General features: G+C 32.7%; 19 protein-coding genes, 1 tRNA gene and 1 pseudogene. 11 read left to right on the top strand and 10 right to left on the bottom strand.

Annotated features, from left to right (window positions below; all coding sequences use genetic code 11):
* Positions 1-114 precede the first annotated feature (114 nt).
* The 5 genes from E0F98_RS14100 to E0F98_RS14085 all read left to right on the top strand — a co-directional run bounded on the left by E0F98_RS14100 (position 115) and on the right by E0F98_RS14085 (position 6942).
* Positions 115-1833, top strand: coding sequence for a helix-turn-helix domain-containing protein (locus tag E0F98_RS14100; RefSeq protein ID WP_132112581.1), 1719 nt, complete (start codon positions 115-117; stop codon positions 1831-1833).
* Positions 1834-1968: 135 nt separating this feature from the next.
* Positions 1969-2142 (top strand): hypothetical protein, encoded by a 174-nt coding sequence (locus tag E0F98_RS16080; RefSeq protein WP_165929328.1) that lies wholly within the window; start codon positions 1969-1971, stop codon positions 2140-2142.
* A gap of 30 nt (positions 2143-2172) precedes the next feature.
* A complete protein-coding gene (locus tag E0F98_RS14095) occupies positions 2173-3885 on the top strand; it encodes a S8 family peptidase (RefSeq protein ID WP_132112579.1) in 1713 nt (570 codons plus the stop codon).
* Positions 3885-6083, top strand: coding sequence for a lantibiotic dehydratase family protein (locus E0F98_RS14090; protein ID WP_132112577.1), 2199 nt, complete (start codon positions 3885-3887; stop codon positions 6081-6083). The genes E0F98_RS14095 and E0F98_RS14090 overlap by 1 nt, the downstream gene beginning before the upstream one ends.
* Positions 6084-6087: 4 nt before the next feature.
* Positions 6088-6942, top strand: a complete 855-nt coding sequence (locus E0F98_RS14085) for a thiopeptide-type bacteriocin biosynthesis protein (protein WP_132112575.1) — start codon at positions 6088-6090, stop codon at positions 6940-6942.
* Positions 6943-7859: 917 nt separating this feature from the next.
* On the opposite strand, the gene E0F98_RS14075 is transcribed toward E0F98_RS14085, so the two are convergent.
* The 7 genes and pseudogenes from E0F98_RS14075 to E0F98_RS14045 all read right to left on the bottom strand — a co-directional run bounded on the left by E0F98_RS14075 (position 7860) and on the right by E0F98_RS14045 (position 12567).
* On the bottom strand, positions 7860-9185 hold the full coding sequence (locus E0F98_RS14075; protein WP_132112573.1) for a site-specific integrase: 1326 nt from the start codon (positions 9183-9185) through the stop codon (positions 7860-7862).
* A gap of 292 nt (positions 9186-9477) precedes the next feature.
* Positions 9478-9558, bottom strand: a tRNA-Tyr gene (locus E0F98_RS14070).
* A 174-nt stretch (positions 9559-9732) separates the two neighbouring features.
* A pseudogene (locus E0F98_RS16335) lies at positions 9733-10119 on the bottom strand (peroxiredoxin family protein); the annotation flags it as partial.
* An 18-nt stretch (positions 10120-10137) separates the two neighbouring features.
* A complete protein-coding gene (locus tag E0F98_RS14060; RefSeq protein WP_132112571.1) occupies positions 10138-10914 on the bottom strand; it encodes a DUF4369 domain-containing protein in 777 nt (258 codons plus the stop codon).
* Positions 10915-11274: 360 nt separating this feature from the next.
* Positions 11275-11520, bottom strand: a complete 246-nt coding sequence (locus tag E0F98_RS14055; protein ID WP_132112569.1) for a hypothetical protein — start codon at positions 11518-11520, stop codon at positions 11275-11277.
* Positions 11521-11702: 182 nt separating this feature from the next.
* Complete coding sequence (locus tag E0F98_RS14050; RefSeq protein ID WP_132112567.1) at positions 11703-12143, bottom strand: KTSC domain-containing protein; 441 nt, start codon at positions 12141-12143, stop codon at positions 11703-11705.
* Between the two features lie 175 nt (positions 12144-12318).
* Positions 12319-12567: a hypothetical protein gene (locus E0F98_RS14045; protein ID WP_132112565.1), complete on the bottom strand. Its 249-nt coding sequence runs from the start codon at positions 12565-12567 to the stop codon at positions 12319-12321.
* Between the two features lie 93 nt (positions 12568-12660).
* On the opposite strand from E0F98_RS14045, the gene E0F98_RS14040 reads away from it, so the two are divergent.
* Positions 12661-13206 (top strand): hypothetical protein, encoded by a 546-nt coding sequence (locus E0F98_RS14040; protein ID WP_132112563.1) that lies wholly within the window; start codon positions 12661-12663, stop codon positions 13204-13206.
* Between the two features lie 29 nt (positions 13207-13235).
* On the opposite strand, the gene E0F98_RS14035 is transcribed toward E0F98_RS14040, so the two are convergent.
* Both E0F98_RS14035 and E0F98_RS14030 read right to left on the bottom strand, forming a co-directional pair.
* Positions 13236-13631, bottom strand: coding sequence for a response regulator (locus E0F98_RS14035; protein ID WP_132112561.1), 396 nt, complete (start codon positions 13629-13631; stop codon positions 13236-13238).
* Complete coding sequence (locus E0F98_RS14030; RefSeq protein ID WP_132112559.1) at positions 13628-16468, bottom strand: PAS domain S-box protein; 2841 nt, start codon at positions 16466-16468, stop codon at positions 13628-13630. Before E0F98_RS14030 ends, E0F98_RS14035 begins: the two co-directional genes overlap by 4 nt.
* Before the next feature lie 393 nt (positions 16469-16861).
* Between E0F98_RS14030 and E0F98_RS16075 the strand changes: the two genes are divergently transcribed.
* From E0F98_RS16075 to E0F98_RS14020, 3 genes are read left to right on the top strand one after another with little or no spacing between them, the layout of a single operon-like run.
* Positions 16862-17014: a hypothetical protein gene (locus tag E0F98_RS16075; RefSeq protein ID WP_165929327.1), complete on the top strand. Its 153-nt coding sequence runs from the start codon at positions 16862-16864 to the stop codon at positions 17012-17014.
* Positions 17015-17025: 11 nt separating this feature from the next.
* Positions 17026-17256 carry a hypothetical protein gene (locus E0F98_RS14025; RefSeq protein WP_132112557.1) on the top strand — a complete coding sequence of 77 codons (231 nt, stop codon included), beginning with the start codon at positions 17026-17028 and terminating at the stop codon, positions 17254-17256.
* A gap of 10 nt (positions 17257-17266) precedes the next feature.
* The gene (locus E0F98_RS14020; RefSeq protein ID WP_132112555.1) at positions 17267-17641 is read left to right on the top strand and encodes a YchJ family protein; all 375 of its coding nucleotides are present in this window, start codon (positions 17267-17269) and stop codon (positions 17639-17641) included.
* A 144-nt stretch (positions 17642-17785) separates the two neighbouring features.
* On the opposite strand, the gene E0F98_RS14015 is transcribed toward E0F98_RS14020, so the two are convergent.
* Entirely contained in the window at positions 17786-19021 is a 1236-nt protein-coding gene (locus E0F98_RS14015) for an ATP-binding cassette domain-containing protein (protein ID WP_132112553.1), read from the bottom strand.
* A gap of 145 nt (positions 19022-19166) precedes the next feature.
* Between E0F98_RS14015 and E0F98_RS14010 the strand changes: the two genes are divergently transcribed.
* Both E0F98_RS14010 and E0F98_RS14005 read left to right on the top strand, forming a co-directional pair.
* A complete protein-coding gene (locus E0F98_RS14010) occupies positions 19167-20285 on the top strand; it encodes a vWA domain-containing protein (RefSeq protein WP_132112552.1) in 1119 nt (372 codons plus the stop codon).
* A 180-nt stretch (positions 20286-20465) separates the two neighbouring features.
* A complete protein-coding gene (locus E0F98_RS14005; protein WP_132112550.1) occupies positions 20466-21929 on the top strand; it encodes an AAA family ATPase in 1464 nt (487 codons plus the stop codon).
* Positions 21930-22098 lie beyond the last annotated feature (169 nt).

Here is a 22098-nt window from a genome sequence, read left to right as displayed (position 1 = left end):
GTTTTTAAATACTGATAATTAGTAATTTAGGAGCTGATTGTTAAAATGTAATAAATCCAGTTATAACTGTTTAATATTAAATATTTGCCCTAGTTTTGTCAAAAATTACCTACTATGCCCCGTTTATTTTGGAATAAAAACCTATTATTTTTTTTATTGCCTATTGTTTTGTTTGCGCAAGTACATAAAAAAGATCTGAGCAAACTTCCTTATGATGATTTGAAAAAGTTGTTTTTCGATAATGTGAAAAATCAAACTAATCAAAAAGAATACGCTCATCTATATTTGGCTAAGGCCAAATATGAGAATAATTCGGTTGAAAAAGCAAAAGGCTATTATCTCTATTCTTTATTATCTGATGGTACGAAAGCTATTCGTTATTTGGATAGTGCCATCGCTTGCTCTAAAACCTCCAATGATATAAAGTTCCCCGCTTATGCTTATTCCCAAAAAGGATATGTCCTTAAAAATCAGTTTAAGTATAGAGAAGCAATCGATAATTTTATTATAGCCGAGAAATATGCCCGTAAAAACAATCCTGATTTTTATTACAAAGTAAAATTTTCTATAGCTGCCTTACGATCAGAAGAATTGGGCGAAGTGCCTGAAGCATTAGATTTGTATAGAGAATGTTTTAATTATTATAAGGATAAAGAAGTGCGAACTCCTAGATATTCTTATGCCTATCAGAATGTTCTTTTTGCCCTTGCAGATGCTCACAAAGCTTTACAGCAGTCAGATTCTGCTAGCTATTATAACAAGTTAGGTTTTATTGAAACCAAGTTCAATAATGATGATGAATATAATGCGCTCTTTATATTAAATGAAGGAGCCAACCTAGTGTTGAAAAAGAATTTTAGTGCAGCTTTAGATAGCATTAATAAAGCTTTGCCAAAAATGATTGCCTATAAGGATGTTGGAAATACTTTAGCAGCCTATTATTATTTTGGTAAAGCCTATGAAGGATTAGGGAGGAAGGATTTAGCAGTTAAAAACTTTCTAAAAGTAGATTCCATTTATAAAATAGCAAAAAGAATAACTCCGGAATTTATGAGCGGCTATCCTTATTTAATTTCCTACTATAAAAATAGTGGGGATAAGGAGAAACAATTGCAATACTTAAGCCAATACATGCTTATCGAAAGTACTTTGCAGAATAATTATAAGGAATTGACAAAAAAATTGCAGAAAGAATACGATAGCCCTTATTTGTTTTCTGAAAAAGAAGCCCTTATTCAGGATGTCAAGAAGGAAAAAACAGGATTCTATTGGGTAATGGGGATATTAGCATTGTTGGTTATTTCAACAGGACTATTTGGATGGTATCAGTATAATCATAAAAAGAAGTATCGTTTGCGGTTTGATACAATTATGAATAAATCAAAGTTAGTTAATGACAATAAGTTAGCTGATACTGAAACAAAGGAAAATAGGTCGAATGCCACTAAAACAAAAGATATTGGAATTGCTGAAGAATTGGTGAATCAAATTCTAATGAAACTAAATCAATTTGAAGACCAAAAAGGTTATTTAGAGTGTAATCTTACAGTGCAAATACTTTCTGTTGCATTTGATACCAACAGTAAGTATGTTTCGAAAATAATAAATATGTACAAAGAAAAATCTTTTATTCAATATATTAATGACTTACGGATTGATTATGCTATAGTCCAGTTACAACAACAAAAACAATTGAGAAATTTTAAAATGCAAGCATTGGCGGAGGAATTTGGATTTAACGGTGCCGAATCTTTTTCGGCAGCTTTTTACAAAAAAACAGGGATAAAACCCACTTATTTTATCAAAGAGTTAACAGAATTGAATAAAATATAAAGCATAGATTAACAATGTGTTACTTTTTTTTATCTATCGAAATTCCTGAATTTCGATAGATAAAAAGTTTTTTATTTATTTATATACCCAAGACACTATAAATTTGTAGACGTACTAACTGATAATATTTAAAATATGAAAACAAGTGATGATAAAAAATCAAACAAAAAATTTGATTTAGAAAAAATGAAAGTGGCAACATTGAAAGATTTGCATTTGATTAATGGAGGAGATGTTCTTGGAGATGATCCGAAAACTGTTACAGATTTAGGGAAGACTGGTAACGGCGCAGGAGGCCAAACTTTATAATTATTATAGTCACTTTTGTTTTGTCAATTTATGAAATCTTTTTATATTATTTTGTTTATCACTTTTCTGTTTATAGGTTGTAAAACCATAGACAACTTAAATACCGTTACTAAAAATTTATCTGCTAAAGATGAAAGCTTAAATGGCATATTGCAAACTTGGTATCAAAAAGATTATTTATTAGATAAAGTCCCAGGTATTTCTTTAGACAAATGGTATAAGCAAAATAAAAAGCAACCAAAAGAGAACAATAGCGTTATTGTTGCCGTCATCGATACTCAGATCGATTTGAAACATGAAGATTTACAAGATCAAATCTGGACGAATCCGAGTGAAATTGCTGATAACGGTATCGATGACGACAATAACGGATATGTTGACGATATAAATGGATGGAACTTTACTGCAACTAAAAACGGAGGTTATGTAGTTTGGGGTAATTTTGAATATGTACGTTTGATTAGAGATTGGGAGTCTTTATTTACGGGTAAGACAGAAAGCGAAATAGCTGCTCAAGATTTGCCTAATTATATAGAGTATCGAAGAGCGTTAAAAGTATATGAACAAGAAAAGTCTCATTATAGCAATTGGCTTACATCATCAAAATACAGCGTTGCCTTGTTTCCTATAGTAAAAGATAGCTTAAAACATTATTTTCCTAAAGAGGATTACAGCTATCAGCAGCTGGATAGTTTGTATCAAAAATATAAAATAAATGATAAAACATTCGGACAAAGACGAAAGGATAATGATAGAGATATAGGGGCTATGATCGGATTTATGAAAGTAAGATTTGATTATGACGAAAAAACAATAGAGAAAATGAAAGAAACAGAAATTCAACTTGACTCTATTGTTAATAAGAATCTGAATTTAGATTATGACGATCGTATTTCGATTGGCGATAATCCCAAAACGTTAGAAAAAAATTATGGTAGTAACAAAGTTAGTATTAATAAACCAGAGTATAGATCTCTTCAGGATCATTCTACAAAGGTAGCTGGTATAATAGCAGCTAATAGAGAAAATGATAGAGGTATAAAAGGAATTGTGCAAAAAGTAAAAATTATGCCCTTGAGTATTTCATTTTCTGGAGATGAACATGATAAAGATATTGCCATGGCGATATATTATGCTGTAGATAATGGGGCAAAAGTGATTAACATGTCGTTTGGTAAAGAATTTTCATTGCAAAAAGAGTGGGTATTTGAGGCGTTTAAATATGCGGAAAAACATAATGTATTATTGGTTCACAGTGCTGGTAATAACCGTTTTAGTGCCGATAAAAATCCATATTATCCAACTGATAACAACTTTGATGGTTCACAAGAAATATGCAAAAATTTTATTAATGTTGGTTCTATCTCCTCTAAATTGGATAGCACTTTTGTCTCCGGTTTTTCAAATTATGGCAAACTGAATGTTGATCTATTTGCTCCAGGGGAAGAAATATATACTACGGCCCCAGGCAATACATATATCTCAGATTCGGGTACTTCTTTGGCAGGCCCAATGGTTTCAGGGACGGCAGCTTTAATTTGGTCGTATTATCCTAGTCTTACGGTAACTGAGGTAAAGCAAATCATCCTAGATTCGGGTACTGCTTATGATATTGAAGTAATTGTTCCGGGAACAAAAGACAAAAAAGTTCCCTTTTTGGAACTATCAAAATCTGGGAAAGTATTAAATGTATATAATGCGATGCAAATGGCAGAAAAAATGAGTAAAAAGAAACGGCACTAATGCAATATAAAGTTCGGCCGTTTTCAGAGTATGTTATAAGAACACCTTTATTTCCAGTCTCTTTTTACTTTAATTTATTGGACAATTATTCTTCGGAAAGTGTATTGCAATTATTTACAAATCCTTTTATTAGCGAAGCAATTCGTATTGCTTCACCGGAACTTTTAGCCGCCTTAGACAATTGGAAGGCAAACCCTCACAGTTTGTCCGATAAAAAAAGAAATGCCTTAGTCTTTAGCCTGCTGAAATATATTGCAAGAATGTCAGCTCGATGCACTCCTTTTGGATTATTCGGGGGATGTAATGTGGGAAATTTAGATAGTGAAACTAACATTTTATTGGTGTCAACCAAAAAATTTACTAGACATACTCAATTTGACATGCAATTCTGGGTAGCTATGTTGCAAGAATTTGCTTCTCGAGATAACGTAAAGCCACATCTTAGGTATTACCCCAATAACTCTATATACGCTCTTGGCGATTTTTACCGCTATATCGAATACAAATATGTAAAAACAAAAAGAGAACATAGCATCTCAGCACTCCGAAAATCCCCTTTATTAGAAGCGTTATTAACTCAAGTAAATTCAGGGTTAAACATCGAGCAGATGGTTGACATTCTCGCAGACGATGATTCAGAAAAAGAAGAAGCTTTAGAATATGCCCATCAGCTTATCGATTTTCAATTTTTGGTCAGTGAACTAGACGCAAGCCTAACAGGCGGCGATGAATGGGAAAGGGTTTTCTCTCTCTTGAATAAAATACCAGCTTTAAAACCAGAAAACGAAATTTTACAACGGATAAAAAATCTTCTGTTTGAATTAGACAAAACCATTATACCTAAAGAAAAAACTTATGATACTATAAAATCAGAAATTAAAAAAATAGGAGTGGATTATGATGATAAATACCTTCTCCAAACAGATTTATATACCAGGACTATTGCCAATACCTTAAGTGATTGTATATCTAAAAAAGTATTGCAAGCTATCTCTTTTTTAAATGGAATTCAAAAAGGAAAAAAATCTGTACAGCAGTTAAATTTTATAAAAGCATTCACTCAAAGGTATGAATCTCGTGAAATGCCTTTGGCAACAGTATTAGATACAGAAACCGGTATAGGATACCTTCAGAACTCTGAAATGAATGATACATATGCTATTTTAGAAAAATTTTCTTTTAAAAGGAAGGGCTCCGAAGCTGCCACGCAATCTTGGACTGCGTATGATTATGTATTGGAAAAAAAGATAAAAGCATCGGTTTTACAAAAGGAAAAAGTAATATCGCTTTCTGAGAATGATTTTCCTGACTTTGACTCTAGCTGGGAGAACACTCCGGCTACATTCTCTGTAATGATAGGTCTTTTAGAAAACGAAGAAATAGTTATCGAGTCCTCTGGAAATGTGAGTGCCGCTAAATTATTGGGGCGTTTTTGCAATGGAAATACTGAGATATACAATTTAACAAATGAAATTGTAGAAAAGGAGAATAAACAGTATTCGGATAAAATTCTGGCTGAAATTGTTCATGTTCCAGAGTCTAGAACGGGAAACATATTAAGAAGACCTGTCCTGAGAGCATATGAAATTGCCTATCTCTCTAATCCGGGAGTACCACAAGATTTTACTATTGGTATAAATGATCTGACGGTCTCCGTTACAGACAATAGAATCGTTCTACGCTCTAAGAAACACAATAAGGAAGTTATTCCTTGTTTGTCTAATGCTCACAATTACTCCCATAAATCACTGCCCATTTATCATTTTTTATGTGATTTACAGATCCAAGATGTAAAACCTATTTTTAGTTTTAGTTGGGGAATTCTGGAGTCTCATTATGATTATTTTCCAAGAGTTTACTATAAAGAAGTGTTACTTTCAAAAGCAAAATGGATTGTATCTAAAAATGAGATTGAATCCTTTTTCAAGCTTAATGGTAATGAACTCTTTGAATCCTTTTCTATTTGGCGAAAGCAACGGCAAATAAACCAGTTTGTAAATTGGGTTGATTCTGACAACACTCTTTTTCTTGATTTAGAGAAAGTAGTTTGTATCGCCCTTTTTTTAAAATCAGTTAAAAATTACGATAGAATTATTTTAGAAGAATTTGTGTTTTCTGGAGAATCAGTTGTAAAAAACATTACGGGTGAGAATTTTACAAATGAGTTGATACTATCTTTTTATAAAGAACAATCGTAAAAGAATGAAAAGAGATTTTTGCATAGGAAGTGAATGGTTGTATTATAAAATATATACAGGGGTTAAAACCGCAGATCTAATTTTAACGGAAAAACTATATCCTATAATTTTAGATCTAAAAGAAGAAAAAATTATCGATAAATGGTTTTTTATTAGATACGACGATCCTAATGAACATATTAGAATCCGTTTTTATTGTAAAACCCCAGAAAACACAATAACTGTTATAGCAAAAATGCATCCTGTTTTATATGAATTGCTTAATGAAAATACTGTTTGGAAAGTACAGACTGATACCTATCAAAGAGAAATTGAGCGGTATGGTGAAAATACTATGATTGATTCAGAAACGCTATTTTGGTATGATAGCGAGATGATTTTAGAATATTTATCTTTAAAATCTTCTTTCAAAAAAAATGAAATGCAACTCTTTTTTAGCTTTAGTGCTATTGATAGTTTTTTAAACTCCTTTTCGTTGACCAATAGTGATAAGCTAGTTTTAATGGATGAATTACAGTCGTCTTTCAAAAAGGAGTTTAATGCAGATAAAGTTTTGAAAAAACAAATGGATACGCAGTATAGACAATTATCCCAGGTCATAAAAGGTTTTTTGTCAGGAACTGCCATAAATGATCACCCTGAAATTTTCAAACTAATACAAGAGAAACAAAATCGAACTCATAAAACAATTTTGTCGATTAACGATAACTTACAAGTTCCGCTATCTAACTTTTTAATGAGTCATATTCACATGATGATTAACCGGCAATATACCTCAAAGCAAAGAATGTACGAGCTGTTGATTTATGATCACTTATTTAGGCATTATAAAATGATTGAAAATCGATTAGACTTGTAAAGTTAGTAGCATTTGCACACTGAATTTGTGAATCAAATTTTGTTTTAAGTTCCATATTTTCATTTTAAACTTACCCATCATAATTTGTTCACTGATTTTATGGTCAAATATCTTTGCATAATGGTGGGTTATCCGCACCTATTTGTGACCAAACATTTTGTTAACATTTTCTATCGGAACTCCATTAGTAAGCGTTATAGACTTCGAAAATGAATGTCTAGTTAATGTTAAATGTAATTTCTTTTTAAATGTCGCAAACGGCTCTAATTTCATTCAAACAGCTATTCATTTTCTGATTACGAAAGACAGGTAGAATTATATCTGCATTAATGCATTTAGGATTGCTAGTATATCTTTGAATGATTTTCTACGCAATCGGTAATAATATAATCTTTGACTTTGCGTAGTTTTCTGTCTATTCTTAAATATCCGTTTATGAACATCCATACAAATTACTATATGATCCTTTGTAAGTTTCTGCACATCAATATGGACGATAAAAGACTAAACGTTTTGCATTTTGCTCTTTTACTTACTATATTAAGTTTAGGATATAGACAGGGACAAAAACAAAATATTAAAGTTAGCCGCAGCAAGATTATGGCTTTATCCCACATCATCACACTACCTAACTATCACAAGTACTTTAAAGAACTGCAATGTTTCGGGTAAATAGAATATACTCTCTCATACCATCCTAGTGTTAGGAGTGAAATTAAATTGAACAAAAAAGAGGTTATTTCATAATAGTTGAAACAACCTCTTATCTTGCATTTGATCAAAACAGCTAAAGCTTTACAAATTTAAATGTATTGTAAATTTAAATGTTTGACTGGGGGGGCATTATTATTATTATCTATTATTCATAACTTCCTACTTGTAAAGAATTACGGATATTTACCTGTATGTTACTTTTCCTAAAGTGCCTCCAAATTTTGATTAGATACATTATATTTTTTCTTGATATCTTTTATTTCTTTCTCTAATCTACGAAGAATAGCAGCATCTGATTCACACATGATTGGTTTAGTTTTATTTAAACGTTTATTTAAAAGTGCCATTTCCCGCCCAACTGTAATCTGCTCTGTTATAGCATATGCCTCCGTTTGTTTAACTGATGAATGTCCCAGCATTTCTTTAACTACATTAATAGGGACGTTATTTTGTAATGTTACAGTGCTTCCAAACGTCCTGCGAGCCATATGAGTATTTAGAGTAAAGGGAAAACCGCACAGTGCAGCAATTTCCTTTAGATATTCGTTCATTTTTTGATTAGAAGAAACGGGTAAGACTGTACCACGTTGCAAACAGATAGGATGTTCTTTATATTTTTCAATTATCTGTAGCGCCTGTGGTAGGAGAGGAACATTCGTTGAGGATCCCGTTTTTTGTCTTTCGGTCATAATCCACGATTGTGTGTCGACCCCCATTTTAATATCTGTTTTTTTTAATTGATATGCGTCGATATAAGCCAGTCCTGTATAACATTGAAAGACGAATACATCTCTTACTACATTTAAGCGTTCAGTAGTAAAATAATGTCGCTCTAATTCATATAACTCTTGAGTGGAAAGAGGCTTTTTAATGATTTTAGTTTTTTTGCTTTTAAAGTTCTTAAATGGATCTTTCAAGATAACTTCTTTATCGATAGCACGAATGACTATTTTTTTGAAATTAGCGATGTATTTAAGCGTTGTATTATTACTGCATTTGCGAACTGATCTTAAGTAAAATTCAAAATCCTTTATAAATTCGAGATTTAAATCTGTAAATTCAAGATCACTCGCATTAAATTTAAGTTCTGTAAATGCTCTTAAATGATTAATCGTAATAGTGAAACGATCGAGAGTTCCTTTCGCATATCCTCTTCCTAGTAATGCTGTCATTTCTGCATTGTGCTTTTCAAACTCTTCTAGCACTTTAGTTCTGGGAGTAATCTTACCTAGCAAATGATCCATAACCTTCTGGGAAGTTATTAGTTTTCCGCTGTACATAATTTCTGTCTTGTACTCATTGACTTTTAGAGTCAGAGAATCTAAAAAAAAATTAAGTGATTTTGCATCTTCTTTACTACCAATCGCCCTTTCTGCTTTTTGATCCCAACGTGCGATGTCCCATTTACGTTTTGTAGATGTTTCTTTTGGTATTCCATCTACAGTAATTCTAAGATAAACGGTTCTAATTTTACTTTCATTGCGGGGGATTTTCAAAAAGAAAACCAGCCCAAAACTGCTTTCTAACATAATTCAACGTTTTAGATTAATAAATGTAGAATTATAACTTCAAAAAATCAAGTCGTTAAGCACGTTAACCCCTATGTTTATAGGTGTTTAGATGGTATTCTGTGGCACATTTTAAAATATACAAATGTGCCACGATTCTGCCATAAAAACTTTGAACGATATTATAAATATTGACAAAGTGCAGAAAAACAAAAAAGCCTGCAAATCGTTGGATTTGCAGGCTTAACACGTTTTTTTGTGGGTTTTTGAAAAGATTGATAAACCTTGGTTTTACTATCTTTAACCCTTTTCGTGGGGAGAGCAGGATTCGAACCTGCGAAGTTTACACAGCAGATTTACAGTCTGCCCTCGTTGGCCGCTTGAGTATCTCCCCTAAGCCTTTGAGTACAACAGTTGGCTGTTGTTAGCGGTGCAAATATAGAAACAGTTTTCGTTTCTACAAACTAATTTTACACTTAATTTTAGTATTATTTTTAACGTGTTGGTATTGAATAAAATAAAAAAATCTCCACTAGGGAGATTTTTTTATTTTGGACTTCTAAACCGATTATTTGGCCAAAAGTTCGATGATTTTTGCTCTAAGTTCAGCACCTCTTAGATCTCTTGCAACGACTTTACCCGAAGCGTCAAGTATAAAAGTTGCAGGAATTGCTTGCACTCCGTATTGAGCTGCAATTGGCTCGTCCCAGAATTTTAGATTAGAAACCTGTGGCCAGGTTAATTTATCTTTAGCGATAGCTTCTTTCCATTTAGCAGCGTCTTTGTCTAATGAAACACCAATTATATTAAGACCTTTTGAGTGTAACTCTTTATAGATCGCAACGACATTTGGGTTTTCTTTTCGACATGGACCACACCATGATGCCCAGAAATCTACAATTGTTACTTTTCCTAAACTTTCTTTTAGAGAAATAATTTTCCCCTCAGGATTAGGCGCAGAAAAATCGGAAGTTCATTTAGCGTCTCCAACTGGAGCAGCAGATGCACCAACAGCAGGAGAATTTATCTCAGTAAGTCTTGTTTTAACTGATTTTCCAGCTTTAGTGTTTTTTAAAGATTCATCAAGGCTATTGAAAATTGTTTCAGTTTTTTTAATGTCAGCACTTGGGTCGTTAGCCATTCCTTGTACAATTAATACACTAATATATGATTTTGGGTGTGATTCAGCATAAGTGGTGTATTTTGCTTTAGTAGCAGCACCTACTTCTTCTTGGATTGCTGAGTAACCTTGCATTAATTTATTGATTACAGCAGTATCTTGTGCTTGTTGTGCTGTATTCATTGCTTGCATGTTTTGAGTTTGGAAGTCCATTAGTTTCTTTTGAACTACTTTAATCTCCTCGTTAAATTTAACGTACTCCTCATTACTATATGTACCTGAAACTTTAGATTTCTGGATACTGTCTTTATCAATAGCGATTTTGATTTCTCCGTTCTCCAAGATAAAAGGAACTTTACCGTATGGAGCTTGTCCTGCTACTGATTCTAATTGAATAGTATGGAAAGCTGGTTCAGTCACTTTTCCTTTGATTTCAAATTTACCGTTTTCTACTTTTACAGTGTCTAAAGCAATAATTGCTCCAGTGGTAGGGTCTTGAGATTCTAAGATTATAGTTTTACCATTTTCAATACCAGTTGCAGTACCAGTGATAAGGAATTCGTCTTTTCCAACTTTGTTGCAAGAAAATAAAACAACAGCAACAGAAAGTAATAAAATTATTTTTTTCATTATTAATATTAATTAGTTAATTAAGTTAAGTGTGCAAAAGTATTTAAAATTATCAAAGTACAATTAATTTTCATGCCTAAATTTTTGTTATTTTTTTAGTACTCATTTTGATAAATAATAGTGTGTCGCTGTTAAAATTCGAAATAAAATAGTGAAGTTTAGGAACGAGGTCTATAGGTAGTCAACTATAAGGTAGGATGATGTTTTTTGCTTTAGCCGTGTAGAATTAATGAGTTGGGTATAAATATTTAGTTGTGAAAATATTAAAATAAATAAGACATTCTCATTTGATGAAATTTTGGATATGTCAAAACACCTCTTCTTTAGTTCGTAGTGAGAAGGTGTTTTTAAGTTCTAGATTTAGAATGTATTTTGTTTTAATTTAAATTGCAATTCACATTGCTGTATATCGTCTTCAGCTTGTTCTAATTCATTCAAAGTAATTTTTATCTCGAGATTGACTGTTCTGAGTTTTTTATGTAAGTCAGCACTAATGGAGTCGGTTTGTAGTTTTAAGTCAATTTCTGCTTGATTTACTTTTAAAATAGCCAGAGTTTCTTTAGCTTTTTTATATTGCAATTCGTATTTACTACAGGGATTGGTCATCGTGATATGGTTTAGTTTGGTTTGGAGGACTAAAGTAGGAAAAACAAGTCGATTATACTAAATCCAAAGGTTTGTTTTAAAAATATTTTAAAAGAGTAACATCGTTACTATCTAGTTAGAAAAGTGATATATAAAAAAAGCACCCGTGAAGGGTGCTTTAGTATTGCTTATTTTTGTTTAGTCTAGTCTTGGTTCAATGTTTTTCTCCAAGTAAAAGAATTAAGAATATGTCTTTTTGCAAATCTTCCAGGAGAAGATGCGTTTACCATTTTAACATAAGTGGATTTAGGTACACTAATGTACTCATAAACGCTACCGTTTGAAAAATTGATAATTAATCTACCTTCAACAAATTTGTAATCTGTAATTGTTGCAGTTGAAATTGTTTCTGTGTATTCAGGTAAGTTCAACTTTGTAGTTTCTGGATTGATACTTACCAAGAAGTGGTAAGCCTCAATTACTTGTTTACTTTTTTCTTCAGCTGCTTTTAATCCAGCCTCATCACCTTGAAATTTATCAGGATGACATTCTTTCATAGAATTACGGTAGATCGTTTTTAAATCTTTAAGCTCTGCAGTTTTTTCTACATTTAGCAGTTTGCGGTATTCAACTATTTTTTTCATAAATATGGTAACTACTTGTCTTTTAATATAAAATCAATATAATTTGGTTTCAAAACCGACAAATTTTTTGCAAAGGTACACTTTTTTTTAATTTTTTAGTTTGTGACTAAAAAATATTCCCGAAAAAGAGTGTTCGATGATTTTTATTTGTCAAAAAAGAAACGCTTGTACAATATTATTGTTGCGGTTTGTTGTTTGCTTTATCGAAGTTCTTTGACTTCTTTGGGTACTTGTTGTAGCTTATGTCACTTGGGTTTTCTATAATGGATTTAATGGTGATATAATCACCTAACTTATGATTAGAAATTGCCATTTTATAATCTAAAAGATATTCACCACAAAAAAAATTGTTGTTTTCATCTTTTTCCATTATTCCGGTATAAACTCCTTTTTGTAACATTTTTTCTTGTGAAGACTTTGTCATGATCAATTTACTTTTATAAAATTCTAATTTGCAAAGTTAATCAAATATTAGTTCCCTCTGTTGCATTTTAGAGTTTCTGAGTACCTTTGTTCGATGGAAAAAATATTTCGCCCCAGTCCTAAATCTTTCAAAAATACTTTTTGTGTTTTTCAAGAGGTAGTATTAAGTAGTCTAGAAGGTCTAAAAGTACAATACGAAAGCAAGTCAGGAAGTAGTTATTACTATACAAAAGTAGGTATTTATCGGTTGTCAAATCATTGGGGAAGATTAGCTAACAGTAAATGGAGATTAGAAGCGATGGAGCCTGAGTCTGAATCGAAAACCAAATTGGGTTTTGCTCCTTGGACTCACTTTTATCCTGATAATGCGGAGGAGGAATTGTACTATTTAGAAATGAATTATTCGAAAAACACTGTTAATTATCAGCATAAAAATAATCCAGATTATAATGGAAAAGCAATTCTTCGTACCAGCTTTGAGACCACAAAAAAAATTAAGCAGATAAGAAACCTTCTCAATTTGACTTCTTGGGCTAAGTATTTTGAATATGAGGATTTAGATCTTTTGAGAAAAGAAATTATAGAGGAATTAATTTTTACAAATAAAACTTTAGAAGAAATCAAGAGAGCGCTTATTTGATTGCTGTCACTTAATTTCTTGCAGGTATTTTAATCGTTAGATGCTAACAATTGGATATCATTTATAGAAATAGGTTTAGATAAATAGCCTAAAATCGCAGGATAGGTTTTGGACTTCAACTTGTCTTCATAGGCAATAGAAGAGCTTGCAATATAGACGGTAATTGTTTTGTTTTTTAATGCTTCTAGTTTTGCCATTTCTTCCATGAACCCCCAGCCATCCATAATGGGCATGTTGATGTCTAGTAGTATAATATCTGGAAGAGATTCCTTATTTGCAATGGTGTCTGCCAGAGCCTCAATTCCGTTTTTTCCATCATAAAAAGATGAAATAGTCGAGAACAGATTCGTTTTCTGGATAATTTTAGTTACGATTATTTGGTAAATTGCATCATCATCGATGACCCATATTTTTTTCTTTTTCATCGAATGTAGATTTTAAATGTAGTTCCTTCGTTTGGTATACTATTTACTGTAATAGCCCCGTTCATAGCGTCAATTTGATTCTTTGTAATGAACAAACCTATTCCTTTTGATTCGGGATTATTGCTGAATGTCTTATACATTCCAAAAATTTTATCGGCATTTTTTACAAGATCTATTCCAATTCCGTTATCTGAGATTTGTAAAACGTTCATTTCGTCTTCAATTAGCCATTTAATATTAATAATAGGTAAACGGTCTGGGTGGCTGTATCTAATTGAGTTTGATAAGATGTTATATAATACGCTCTCTAAATACGCAGGATTATAATTGACCACTACATCCCTTGGAATTTGGGTTAGAATGGTTGCTTTCTTTGCTGTTATTTGTTCTGAAAGTACATTTTGTGCGGCTTCTATGTATTGATTTAAGTTTACAGATTCAGATACTAAGCCAATGTTGTTTCTAATATTTATAACCTCATTAAGATGAAGCATTGTTTCGTTTAATGAATTAGAAACCGACTTTAAAAGTAGTAGTAAGTCAGTTTTTTCTTCCTCAGAGTCAGACATCTCAATTAAAGATATAATTGATGTGATATTACTGGTGTGAGACCTTAAATTATGCGACACAATATAGGAGAAATTTAGAAGTCTTTTATTTTGCTCCGTAACTAGGTTGAAGGAATTATTCAAATCTTCTTCTGACTCTTTATTTTTGGTAATGTCAATCATGATACCACGCAGGCTTATTGAATTATCATTTTCAACAACTACATTTACGATATCCTTTAACCAAACAATTGATCCATTTTTGGCAATCATTCGATATTCAAAATCATGGTTTAATTGTTGGTTTGTTTTTAAGATGCAATAGTTAACGGTCGATTCGCGGTCTTCAGGATAAATATGGTCTGCCCAAAAAGTAGGACTTGCTAACCATTCCTCTGGCGTGTAACCTAATATACGTTCTACTTTTTTACTTATAAAAGAAAAACAAAAACTTTTACTATCACATTCCCAAACTATCCCATCGATAGTATTGATTAGGGACTCGATTTGTTTTTGTGAGTCAATAATCTTCTTTTCGGTGTTTTTTCGTTCCGTAATATCCTCTGTAGAAACGATAACTCTTTCTAAAGTGTCTTCATAACCGGAAATAATATTCCACCTTAAATTGATGTTGCGAAACTGGTTTTCATTGTCTATAATTATAGCTTCGAGATTTAATTTCTTTTTTTCCTGAGTAATGGCTACGAGTTGTTGAACAAATGTTGCAATAGACTCCTCATGAATAAAAGGAGATAAGCTCATTCGCAAAGCTTCTTTATTGTCAACTTTATTAAAACGAAGACATTCTTGATTGACGTTAATTACTTTAACTAACGCACTACATTTTTTAGTTTCATTAGGATTTTGTTGAAAATAAGCAGTAACTTCCTCTTCACTTTTATGCATTAATCCTAAAACCTCAAGATTCTTTTTTACTTCAGAAAAATCTTCCTCCCATAATGGTAATGGTGAGTCTTCAAATATGCCTTTATAACGATTTTCTGTTTTTTTTACTAATTCTTCTGCTTCCTTTCTTAATGTGATATCTTGAGTAACTGCAATTGTACTTGTTGGCTTTTCATTCTCGTTCCATAGCGGTGAAACGGATAGATTTACCCAGATAATATTTCCTTCCTTTGTAATGTATCTTTTTTCTATCGAATAATTGCGAATTAATCCTTGCTTAATTTTAGAAATATTATTTTCATCATTAGCCAAATCATCTGGGTGAGTAATTGACTGATAGGTTTTCTCCTTTAATTCCTGTTGAGTAAAACCTACAAGCTCACAAAATTGATTATTAGCTTCAATAAATTTTCCGGAGATAGGGTCAACATTTGTAATGCCAACTGCTGCTTGATCAAAAATTGTTTTAAATTTAATTTCACTTTTTAATAGCTTTTCAGCCTGTTGATTGATTAAAAGTTGAAGCTCAGCCGGTTTTTTTAGAATTAGCGTTATTAAAAAACCAAATAATGCAGCTAAAAATAAACCAAGAATTGTAGGGATTAACATTGCTGCAGTTAGGTAATTTTGCTGTTTAGCGGTGAGTGCTAATTTCCAATTCCCATCAGGTACGACTAAGGAAACACTATAGTTATTTGCGAAATTATTTTCTATTGGAAGAAAGTAGACTTCCTTTTTGGTAGTCGGATCTATTTTAGAAAATTGAAAGTAATATTTAGAAAGGTCCACATAAGCTAGTGAAGTCTGCAACAGCTCTTTTAGTTTGATAATTACTGCTGAAAAACCCCAAAAATCACCACCCTGAAAAACAGGTAGACGTCCCACAATACCTGTACCGCCTTGCTTTAACTTGATAGGGCCAGCAAAGTACATTTTTTGGTTTTTGATTGATTGTAATGCTTCTTCTTTAAGATACGGCGTCTCTAAAATATTTAATCCTATGGCGGCCTCATTGCCTTTCATTGGATAGACATACTTGACCACTCCTTTTGGGACTAATTGTATGGCTGATAAAGGTAAATTTGAGTGCAATAACTTCTTACTTATAGTGTCAAAATTTTCAGGAATTCCTTGATCATTTATTGTAAGTGCTACGGTAAGTGTAGAGGTATATGAGTTTTTAAGTGATTGCTCAATGTTTTGATGAATCACATGTAGTGTATTCTTCATCACGAGTTGTTCATCATCTTTAACAATTTTATATTGTTGAAAGCCAATGAAACCTACAATAGTACTTAGTAACAGGAAAGTGAAAAGACCGGCAGTCTTTGGTTTTGCTATAAGCCACCTGAAGAATTTTAATCTATAATTTTTAGATGTCATTTAATCTATATGATCGATTGTGGGATTTTTTTAACGTTTCCAAATATAGTTATTATAATAAAATATCCCGATAATTTTAAAAAATATATTAAAGTGTCAAATTAATTAAATTCTTGTTCAATAGCAGATTAAAAAAGGAGAAGTGGCGAAAAATAGACAAATGCAGGGTGTTTTTTCTTTTTTATGACGGATAGTTTGTCGAATGAAAACCCTATTTAACGTATGGGCTGTACTATTCGTTTAAATTAAAATGTCGAACTTTGCACAAGATTTTTTTTACTACTAAAAACCAAGGGTTTATTTAGTGGCTGTTTTTAGTTTTTAGGTTGAACCAATAAAAGCCTAGGAAACAGAAAGAAATTGGGTTTTAAGAGCAAATTAAAAACAGGAATTATGAGCAGGAATAACGAAAAGAATATTAAAAAACACAACGATAAGCTGCACAAAGCACAGGACAGGGTTAAAAATGCAGAAATTCTTAGAAAGGAAAAATTAAAACAAATTGCGAAAAAATTCCACGACACTAAAAATTCTGATACTATATAATTAAAGAAATAATGGAAAACGAAAAATTCATCGAATTAAAAGCAAATGTGCAAGAAATAATCGATTTGATTGCAGCCAAAAATGCAAAAGAAGCCAACAATAAATTAGTGGAAGTAAGTGATCAATTGGACGATTTTCTTGACTTTTCAGATGAGGATGAAGATTTGATTGAAATTAGTAAATACCAAGTTTTATTAAATCAACTGCAACAACGAATTATTGGTTTAAACGGACATTTGTAATTTACTTCGAATGATAAAATGTTATTGCGGCTCGCAACAAGATTTTGATAATTGTTGCAAACCTTATATCGAAGGAATAAAGAAAGCACCCACTGCAGAAGCTTTGATGCGCTCTCGCTATTCAGCATTTGCAACTCACAAAGCAGATTATCTGGTGGCGACAACTCACTTTTCGACCAGAAAACACCATAAAAAAGCAGCTATTCTAGAATGGGCTCAAAGTAATCAGTGGATTAGATTGTCTGTTTTAGAGAGTACTAAAAATACGGTTACCTTTAAAGCGTTTTATCTTGACGATGAATTAAAGGCACAAATACATTATGAACATTCTATTTTTATATTAGAAGATGGATCTTGGTTTTATGTTGACGGTCAGTTTTATTAGTTCTATTATAGGATAATCACTTTGGCATCTGCATATTGCGTGAGTGATTGCAGCGGAAATCCTCTATTGTCTCGTTCTTAAAACGAGACAATAGAGATTGAGAGCGCAAAGCACGCTCGTCACGCCCAAAAAAATAGTTGTAATTTAGATTCTAATTTTACCTCGAGAACCGTTTTCATTAGGTGTTAATTCATAAATGGCATTAGGAATAATATTGGGTTCAATTCTATGAGAAACGTATAAAATAGCCATATTTGGTTGTTGTGATAAAAGGGTGATGAGCTGTGCTACCATAGCAACATTTTCGTCATCTAAGCCTTCTACAGCCTCGTCTAAAATCAATAAAGGAGGATGTTTTATGACGGCACGCACAATAAGAGCAAGTCTTTGCTGGCTCAGTGAAAGCGTTTTAAAAGGTTTGTTTTTAAGGGAGCTTAAATGGATTAGATCAAGCCATTGCGCAACTATATTTTTTTGTAGATCCGTAGGTTGGGTGTACAATCCAATCGAGTCAAAAAAACCCGATAGAATCATATTTTCGAGGCTGTCGTTTTTTTGAAATAACTCTGTCATAGCCGTCGAAAAATAGCCAATATTTTTTTTTATGTCCCAGATATTTTCTCCACTACCTTTTTTCATCCCAAAAAGATATAAATCCTGTCCGTAACCCTTTGTATTGTCACCAGTTATTAAGGACAATAAAGTGCTTTTGCCAGAACCATTAGGCCCAAGTAAATGCCAGAAATCTCCTTTTTTAATGGTCCAATTGATATCGTTTAAAATAGGTTTTTCATTGTAGCTTACGCAAAGATTCTTCATTTTTATGAGAACCTCTTCAGCGAAAACTACAGGGTTAAGAGGAGTTGGGATTCGATTTGCTTCAAATATATTCTGCTCACTAAGCACTGGGTTTATTTCGTCTAGAACAAATGAATTGTCTTTGATGTGCGCTTTTTTTAGAAGGAAAGAAGGAAAATCACTTTGACGATTTACTAATAGGATCAATTGTGTTTTTTGAGCTAATTCCTCTAGTGTGATCCTAATCGTATTTCTTGAGTTCTGATCTAAATGGTCTAAGGGATTGTCAACGATAATAAAATCAGGTTTTTGATTGATACAATAATTCAAAAACACTTTCTTGCGCTCGCCCGAGGAATAAGTACTTAATTTTCTTGTGGTTTCAAGTGCAGTTGCTACAGCGTCATATTGGTATTCCTTTTTAATAAAATTGTCTATAGCAATGTCCGAAAAAAGGATTCCTTTTTTAGTGTTAAACGTACTTAATTGTGAACTAGATGTTCCAGAAAGTAGGGTTTCGATAAACGCATTTTTATCGACCTGATTGGATAAAAAGATTCCCCAATGTTCTAATTGTTCCATTTTTAATTTTTAAAACGGTAAAATTAAACTTATTTATTTTAGGGCAAACTGATTGTGACGGAATGTGTCAACAAACTCTATTTTAACTAAAAATTAATAATCGTTTGCCAAGTCACTGTTTTAAAATGATGTAATTTTAAACTCTATGGAAAATGTTACTAAAAAAGGTTTCTACTTCAAGCAATATGAGGCGCCAAATCAGTCTCCGTTTGATAAACTCTTTGGAATTTTCAAGGAATTGATCACACATACTTCAGGAGATTTTGACGAAGCAATTGACTGGTTGCGGGAACTAGACAAAGAATATAAACTCACCGATGAACATTATAGTATCGATGATTTTATTGAAGATTTAAAGAAAAAAGGGTACATCAGAGACGAGCTTAAGGACGATGGAACCTCAGGTATTGGAATTACTGCCAAAACTGAGCGAGCGATTAGGCAGCAGGCTTTAGACCAGATTTTTGGGAACTTGAAACGCTCTGGAAACGGAAATCACAAAACAAAACATTCTGGGAGTGGAGATGAGCATACGGGGGAATTCCGGGAGTTTCACTTTGGCGACGGTCTAGAACGAATTTCGCTCACGGAGAGTCTACGCAACGCCCAAATCAATAATGGAGTAGAAGATTTTATGCTCACTGAGAATGACTTGGTTGTCGAGGATACCCAATACAAATCACAGATGAGTACCGTACTAATGATCGACATCAGCCACAGTATGATATTGTATGGAGAAGACCGAATCACGCCTGCCAAAAAAGTAGCTATGGCGCTTGCAGAATTGATTACTACGAGATACCCAAAAGACACTTTAGATATCTTGGTTTTTGGGAATGATGCGTGGACTATCGCCATTAAAGATTTACCTTATTTAAAAGTGGGACCTTTTCATACCAATACCGTTGCGGGATTGCAGCTAGCTATGGATTTACTGAGAAGAAAGCGAAACACCAACAAACAAATTTTCATGATCACGGACGGTAAACCGAGTTGTGTTCGCGAAAAAGACGGCAGCTATTATATGAACAGTAATGGCCTGGACGAATATATTGTCGATAAATGCTACAGTCAGGCACAACAAGCCAGAAAATCACACATTCCTATAACCACGTTCATGATTGCAAACGACCCTTACTTACAGAAATTTGTCAATAAGTTTACGGAAGCCAATCAAGGAAAAGCCTTCTATACTGGACTGAAAGGACTTGGCGAAATGATTTTTGAAGATTATGAAGCTAATAGAAAGAAGAAGATAAAGTAGTGTTCAGTTGAGTAGTAGTATTCAGTCGAGGATATTAAGATAGAATGTAGAAATAAGAATAGAGATAAAAGGAAATAGTGAACTTTGCGTAAAGCTTTGTACTCTTTGCGGTTAAATATAATAAGTTGAGGAACTAGAATAAAGACTTCCCGCATTTAGCGGTTAATTAAACTAAAAAAAATGAAAATAGAAAATATAAATACTTTAGGCGAATTAAAAGCTTCAGGATATCAAAGTAAAAGCATTAAAGATGAGTTACGAACTAACTTAAGAGAGAAAATAAAATCAGGAAAACCAGTATTTGAAGGGGTTTACGGTTTTGAGAATACAGTTATTCCTGAGTTGGAGCGAGCTATATTATCGCGTCACAACATCAATTTATTAGGACTTCGTGGTCAAGCCAAAACTCGTTTAGCGAGAAAAATGATCGAATTATTAGATGAATATATTCCTTATGTGAACGGTTCAGAGATTAATGACGATCCATTAAATCCTATTTCGCGCTATGCCAAAGATTTAATAGCGATAAACGGAGATGCTACTGCTATCTCATGGTTGCACAGAAATGATCGTTTCTTTGAAAAACTGGCTACTCCAGATGTAACCGTTGCTGATTTAATAGGAGATGTTGACCCTATAAAAGCAGCTAATTTGAAATTGTCTTATGCTGATGATCGTGTGATTCATTTTGGGATGATTCCACGTGCCAATCGTTGTATTTTTGTAATTAACGAATTGCCTGATTTACAGGCGAGAATACAAGTGGCATTGTTTAATATTTTACAAGAAGGTGATATTCAAATTAGAGGATTTAAATTGCGAATGCCGCTAGACATGCAGTTTGTATTCACTGCAAATCCTGAAGATTATACTAATAGAGGGAATATTGTAACTCCGTTAAAAGATAGAATAGGTTCTCAAATATTAACCCACTATCCTGAAACTATAGAAATTGCTCGCGCGATTACGTCCCAGGAAGCAAATCTGGATGCTGATCAGAGTGATATGGTTTATGTTCCTTCCTTGGCAAAGGATTTATTAGAACAAATTAGTTTTGAAGCACGAGAAAGTGAATATATCGACAATAAAAGTGGGGTAAGTGCGCGAATGAGTATCACCGCTTATGAAAACTTATTAAGCACGGCAGAACGCCGCGCTCTAAAAGCAGGAGATGATAAAACCATCTTGCGTTTGTCTGACTTTATGGGAATTATTCCGTCGATTACAGGGAAAGTGGAATTAGTTTATGAAGGAGAGCAGGAGGGAGCGGCATACGTTGCTCAAAACTTAATTGGCTCAGCGATTCATACCTTTTTTCCAGGTTATTTCCCCAAAATTGAAAAACTAGAAAAGCCAGATGAAAAAACACCATATACGGATTTAGTCGAATGGTTTTTTGCCGAAAGTGGTTTTGAATTACTAGATGACGCTAAGGATGAGGAATACCAAAGCATTCTAGGAGCAATTGTGCCACTTGAGATATTAGTAAAGAAATACCAACCACAATTAGAAAAGGAAGACAAATTTTTCATGAAAGAATTCATTCTTTGGGCAATGGTAGAATATAAAAAACTAAGCAAGGATAGGATATCTGAAGGCTATCAGTTTAAGGATATTTATGGAAGTTATATTAGTAGATTGTAACAGCCAAAAATAGGATTTATATAATTGTAAAAGGATTCAGATTCATATCTGGATCCTTTTTTTGTATTTGTGTTTTCTTGATTATTAAGTTTAGTTCTAATTTGACTATTGCTATTTTTTTTTATTCTACCTTGCTCCGTTGACATCACTTTCCGTCAACGGAAAATAA

The organism is Flavobacterium hiemivividum, from assembly GCF_004349145.1.
GTDB classification, from domain to species: domain Bacteria; phylum Bacteroidota; class Bacteroidia; order Flavobacteriales; family Flavobacteriaceae; genus Flavobacterium; species Flavobacterium hiemivividum.
This window is presented reverse-complemented; position numbering and strand designations above follow the sequence as displayed.

What these genes read in the sequence shown, in the direction of transcription:
- E0F98_RS14040 (WP_132112563.1), top strand. Translation starts at nt 12,661, where the DNA reads ATGGAAAAAATATTTCGCCCCAGTCCTAAATCTTTCAAAAATACTTTT.
- E0F98_RS16080 (WP_165929328.1), top strand. Translation starts at nt 1,969, where the DNA reads ATGAAAACAAGTGATGATAAAAAATCAAACAAAAAATTTGATTTAGAA.
- E0F98_RS14055 (WP_132112569.1), bottom strand. Translation starts at nt 11,520, where the DNA reads ATGACCAATCCCTGTAGTAAATACGAATTGCAATATAAAAAAGCTAAA.
- E0F98_RS14025 (WP_132112557.1), top strand. Translation starts at nt 17,026, where the DNA reads ATGGAAAACGAAAAATTCATCGAATTAAAAGCAAATGTGCAAGAAATA.
- E0F98_RS14090 (WP_132112577.1), top strand. Translation starts at nt 3,885, where the DNA reads ATGCAATATAAAGTTCGGCCGTTTTCAGAGTATGTTATAAGAACACCT.
- E0F98_RS14075 (WP_132112573.1), bottom strand. Translation starts at nt 9,185, where the DNA reads ATGTTAGAAAGCAGTTTTGGGCTGGTTTTCTTTTTGAAAATCCCCCGC.
- E0F98_RS14005 (WP_132112550.1), top strand. Translation starts at nt 20,466, where the DNA reads ATGAAAATAGAAAATATAAATACTTTAGGCGAATTAAAAGCTTCAGGA.
- E0F98_RS14095 (WP_132112579.1), top strand. Translation starts at nt 2,173, where the DNA reads ATGAAATCTTTTTATATTATTTTGTTTATCACTTTTCTGTTTATAGGT.
- E0F98_RS14020 (WP_132112555.1), top strand. Translation starts at nt 17,267, where the DNA reads ATGATAAAATGTTATTGCGGCTCGCAACAAGATTTTGATAATTGTTGC.
- E0F98_RS14035 (WP_132112561.1), bottom strand. Translation starts at nt 13,631, where the DNA reads ATGAAAAAGAAAAAAATATGGGTCATCGATGATGATGCAATTTACCAA.
- E0F98_RS14045 (WP_132112565.1), bottom strand. Translation starts at nt 12,567, where the DNA reads ATGACAAAGTCTTCACAAGAAAAAATGTTACAAAAAGGAGTTTATACC.
- E0F98_RS14060 (WP_132112571.1), bottom strand. Translation starts at nt 10,914, where the DNA reads ATGAAAAAAATAATTTTATTACTTTCTGTTGCTGTTGTTTTATTTTCT.
- E0F98_RS14015 (WP_132112553.1), bottom strand. Translation starts at nt 19,021, where the DNA reads ATGGAACAATTAGAACATTGGGGAATCTTTTTATCCAATCAGGTCGAT.
- E0F98_RS14030 (WP_132112559.1), bottom strand. Translation starts at nt 16,468, where the DNA reads ATGACATCTAAAAATTATAGATTAAAATTCTTCAGGTGGCTTATAGCA.
- E0F98_RS14050 (WP_132112567.1), bottom strand. Translation starts at nt 12,143, where the DNA reads ATGAAAAAAATAGTTGAATACCGCAAACTGCTAAATGTAGAAAAAACT.
- E0F98_RS16075 (WP_165929327.1), top strand. Translation starts at nt 16,862, where the DNA reads ATGAGCAGGAATAACGAAAAGAATATTAAAAAACACAACGATAAGCTG.
- E0F98_RS14010 (WP_132112552.1), top strand. Translation starts at nt 19,167, where the DNA reads ATGGAAAATGTTACTAAAAAAGGTTTCTACTTCAAGCAATATGAGGCG.
- E0F98_RS14085 (WP_132112575.1), top strand. Translation starts at nt 6,088, where the DNA reads ATGAAAAGAGATTTTTGCATAGGAAGTGAATGGTTGTATTATAAAATA.
- E0F98_RS14100 (WP_132112581.1), top strand. Translation starts at nt 115, where the DNA reads ATGCCCCGTTTATTTTGGAATAAAAACCTATTATTTTTTTTATTGCCT.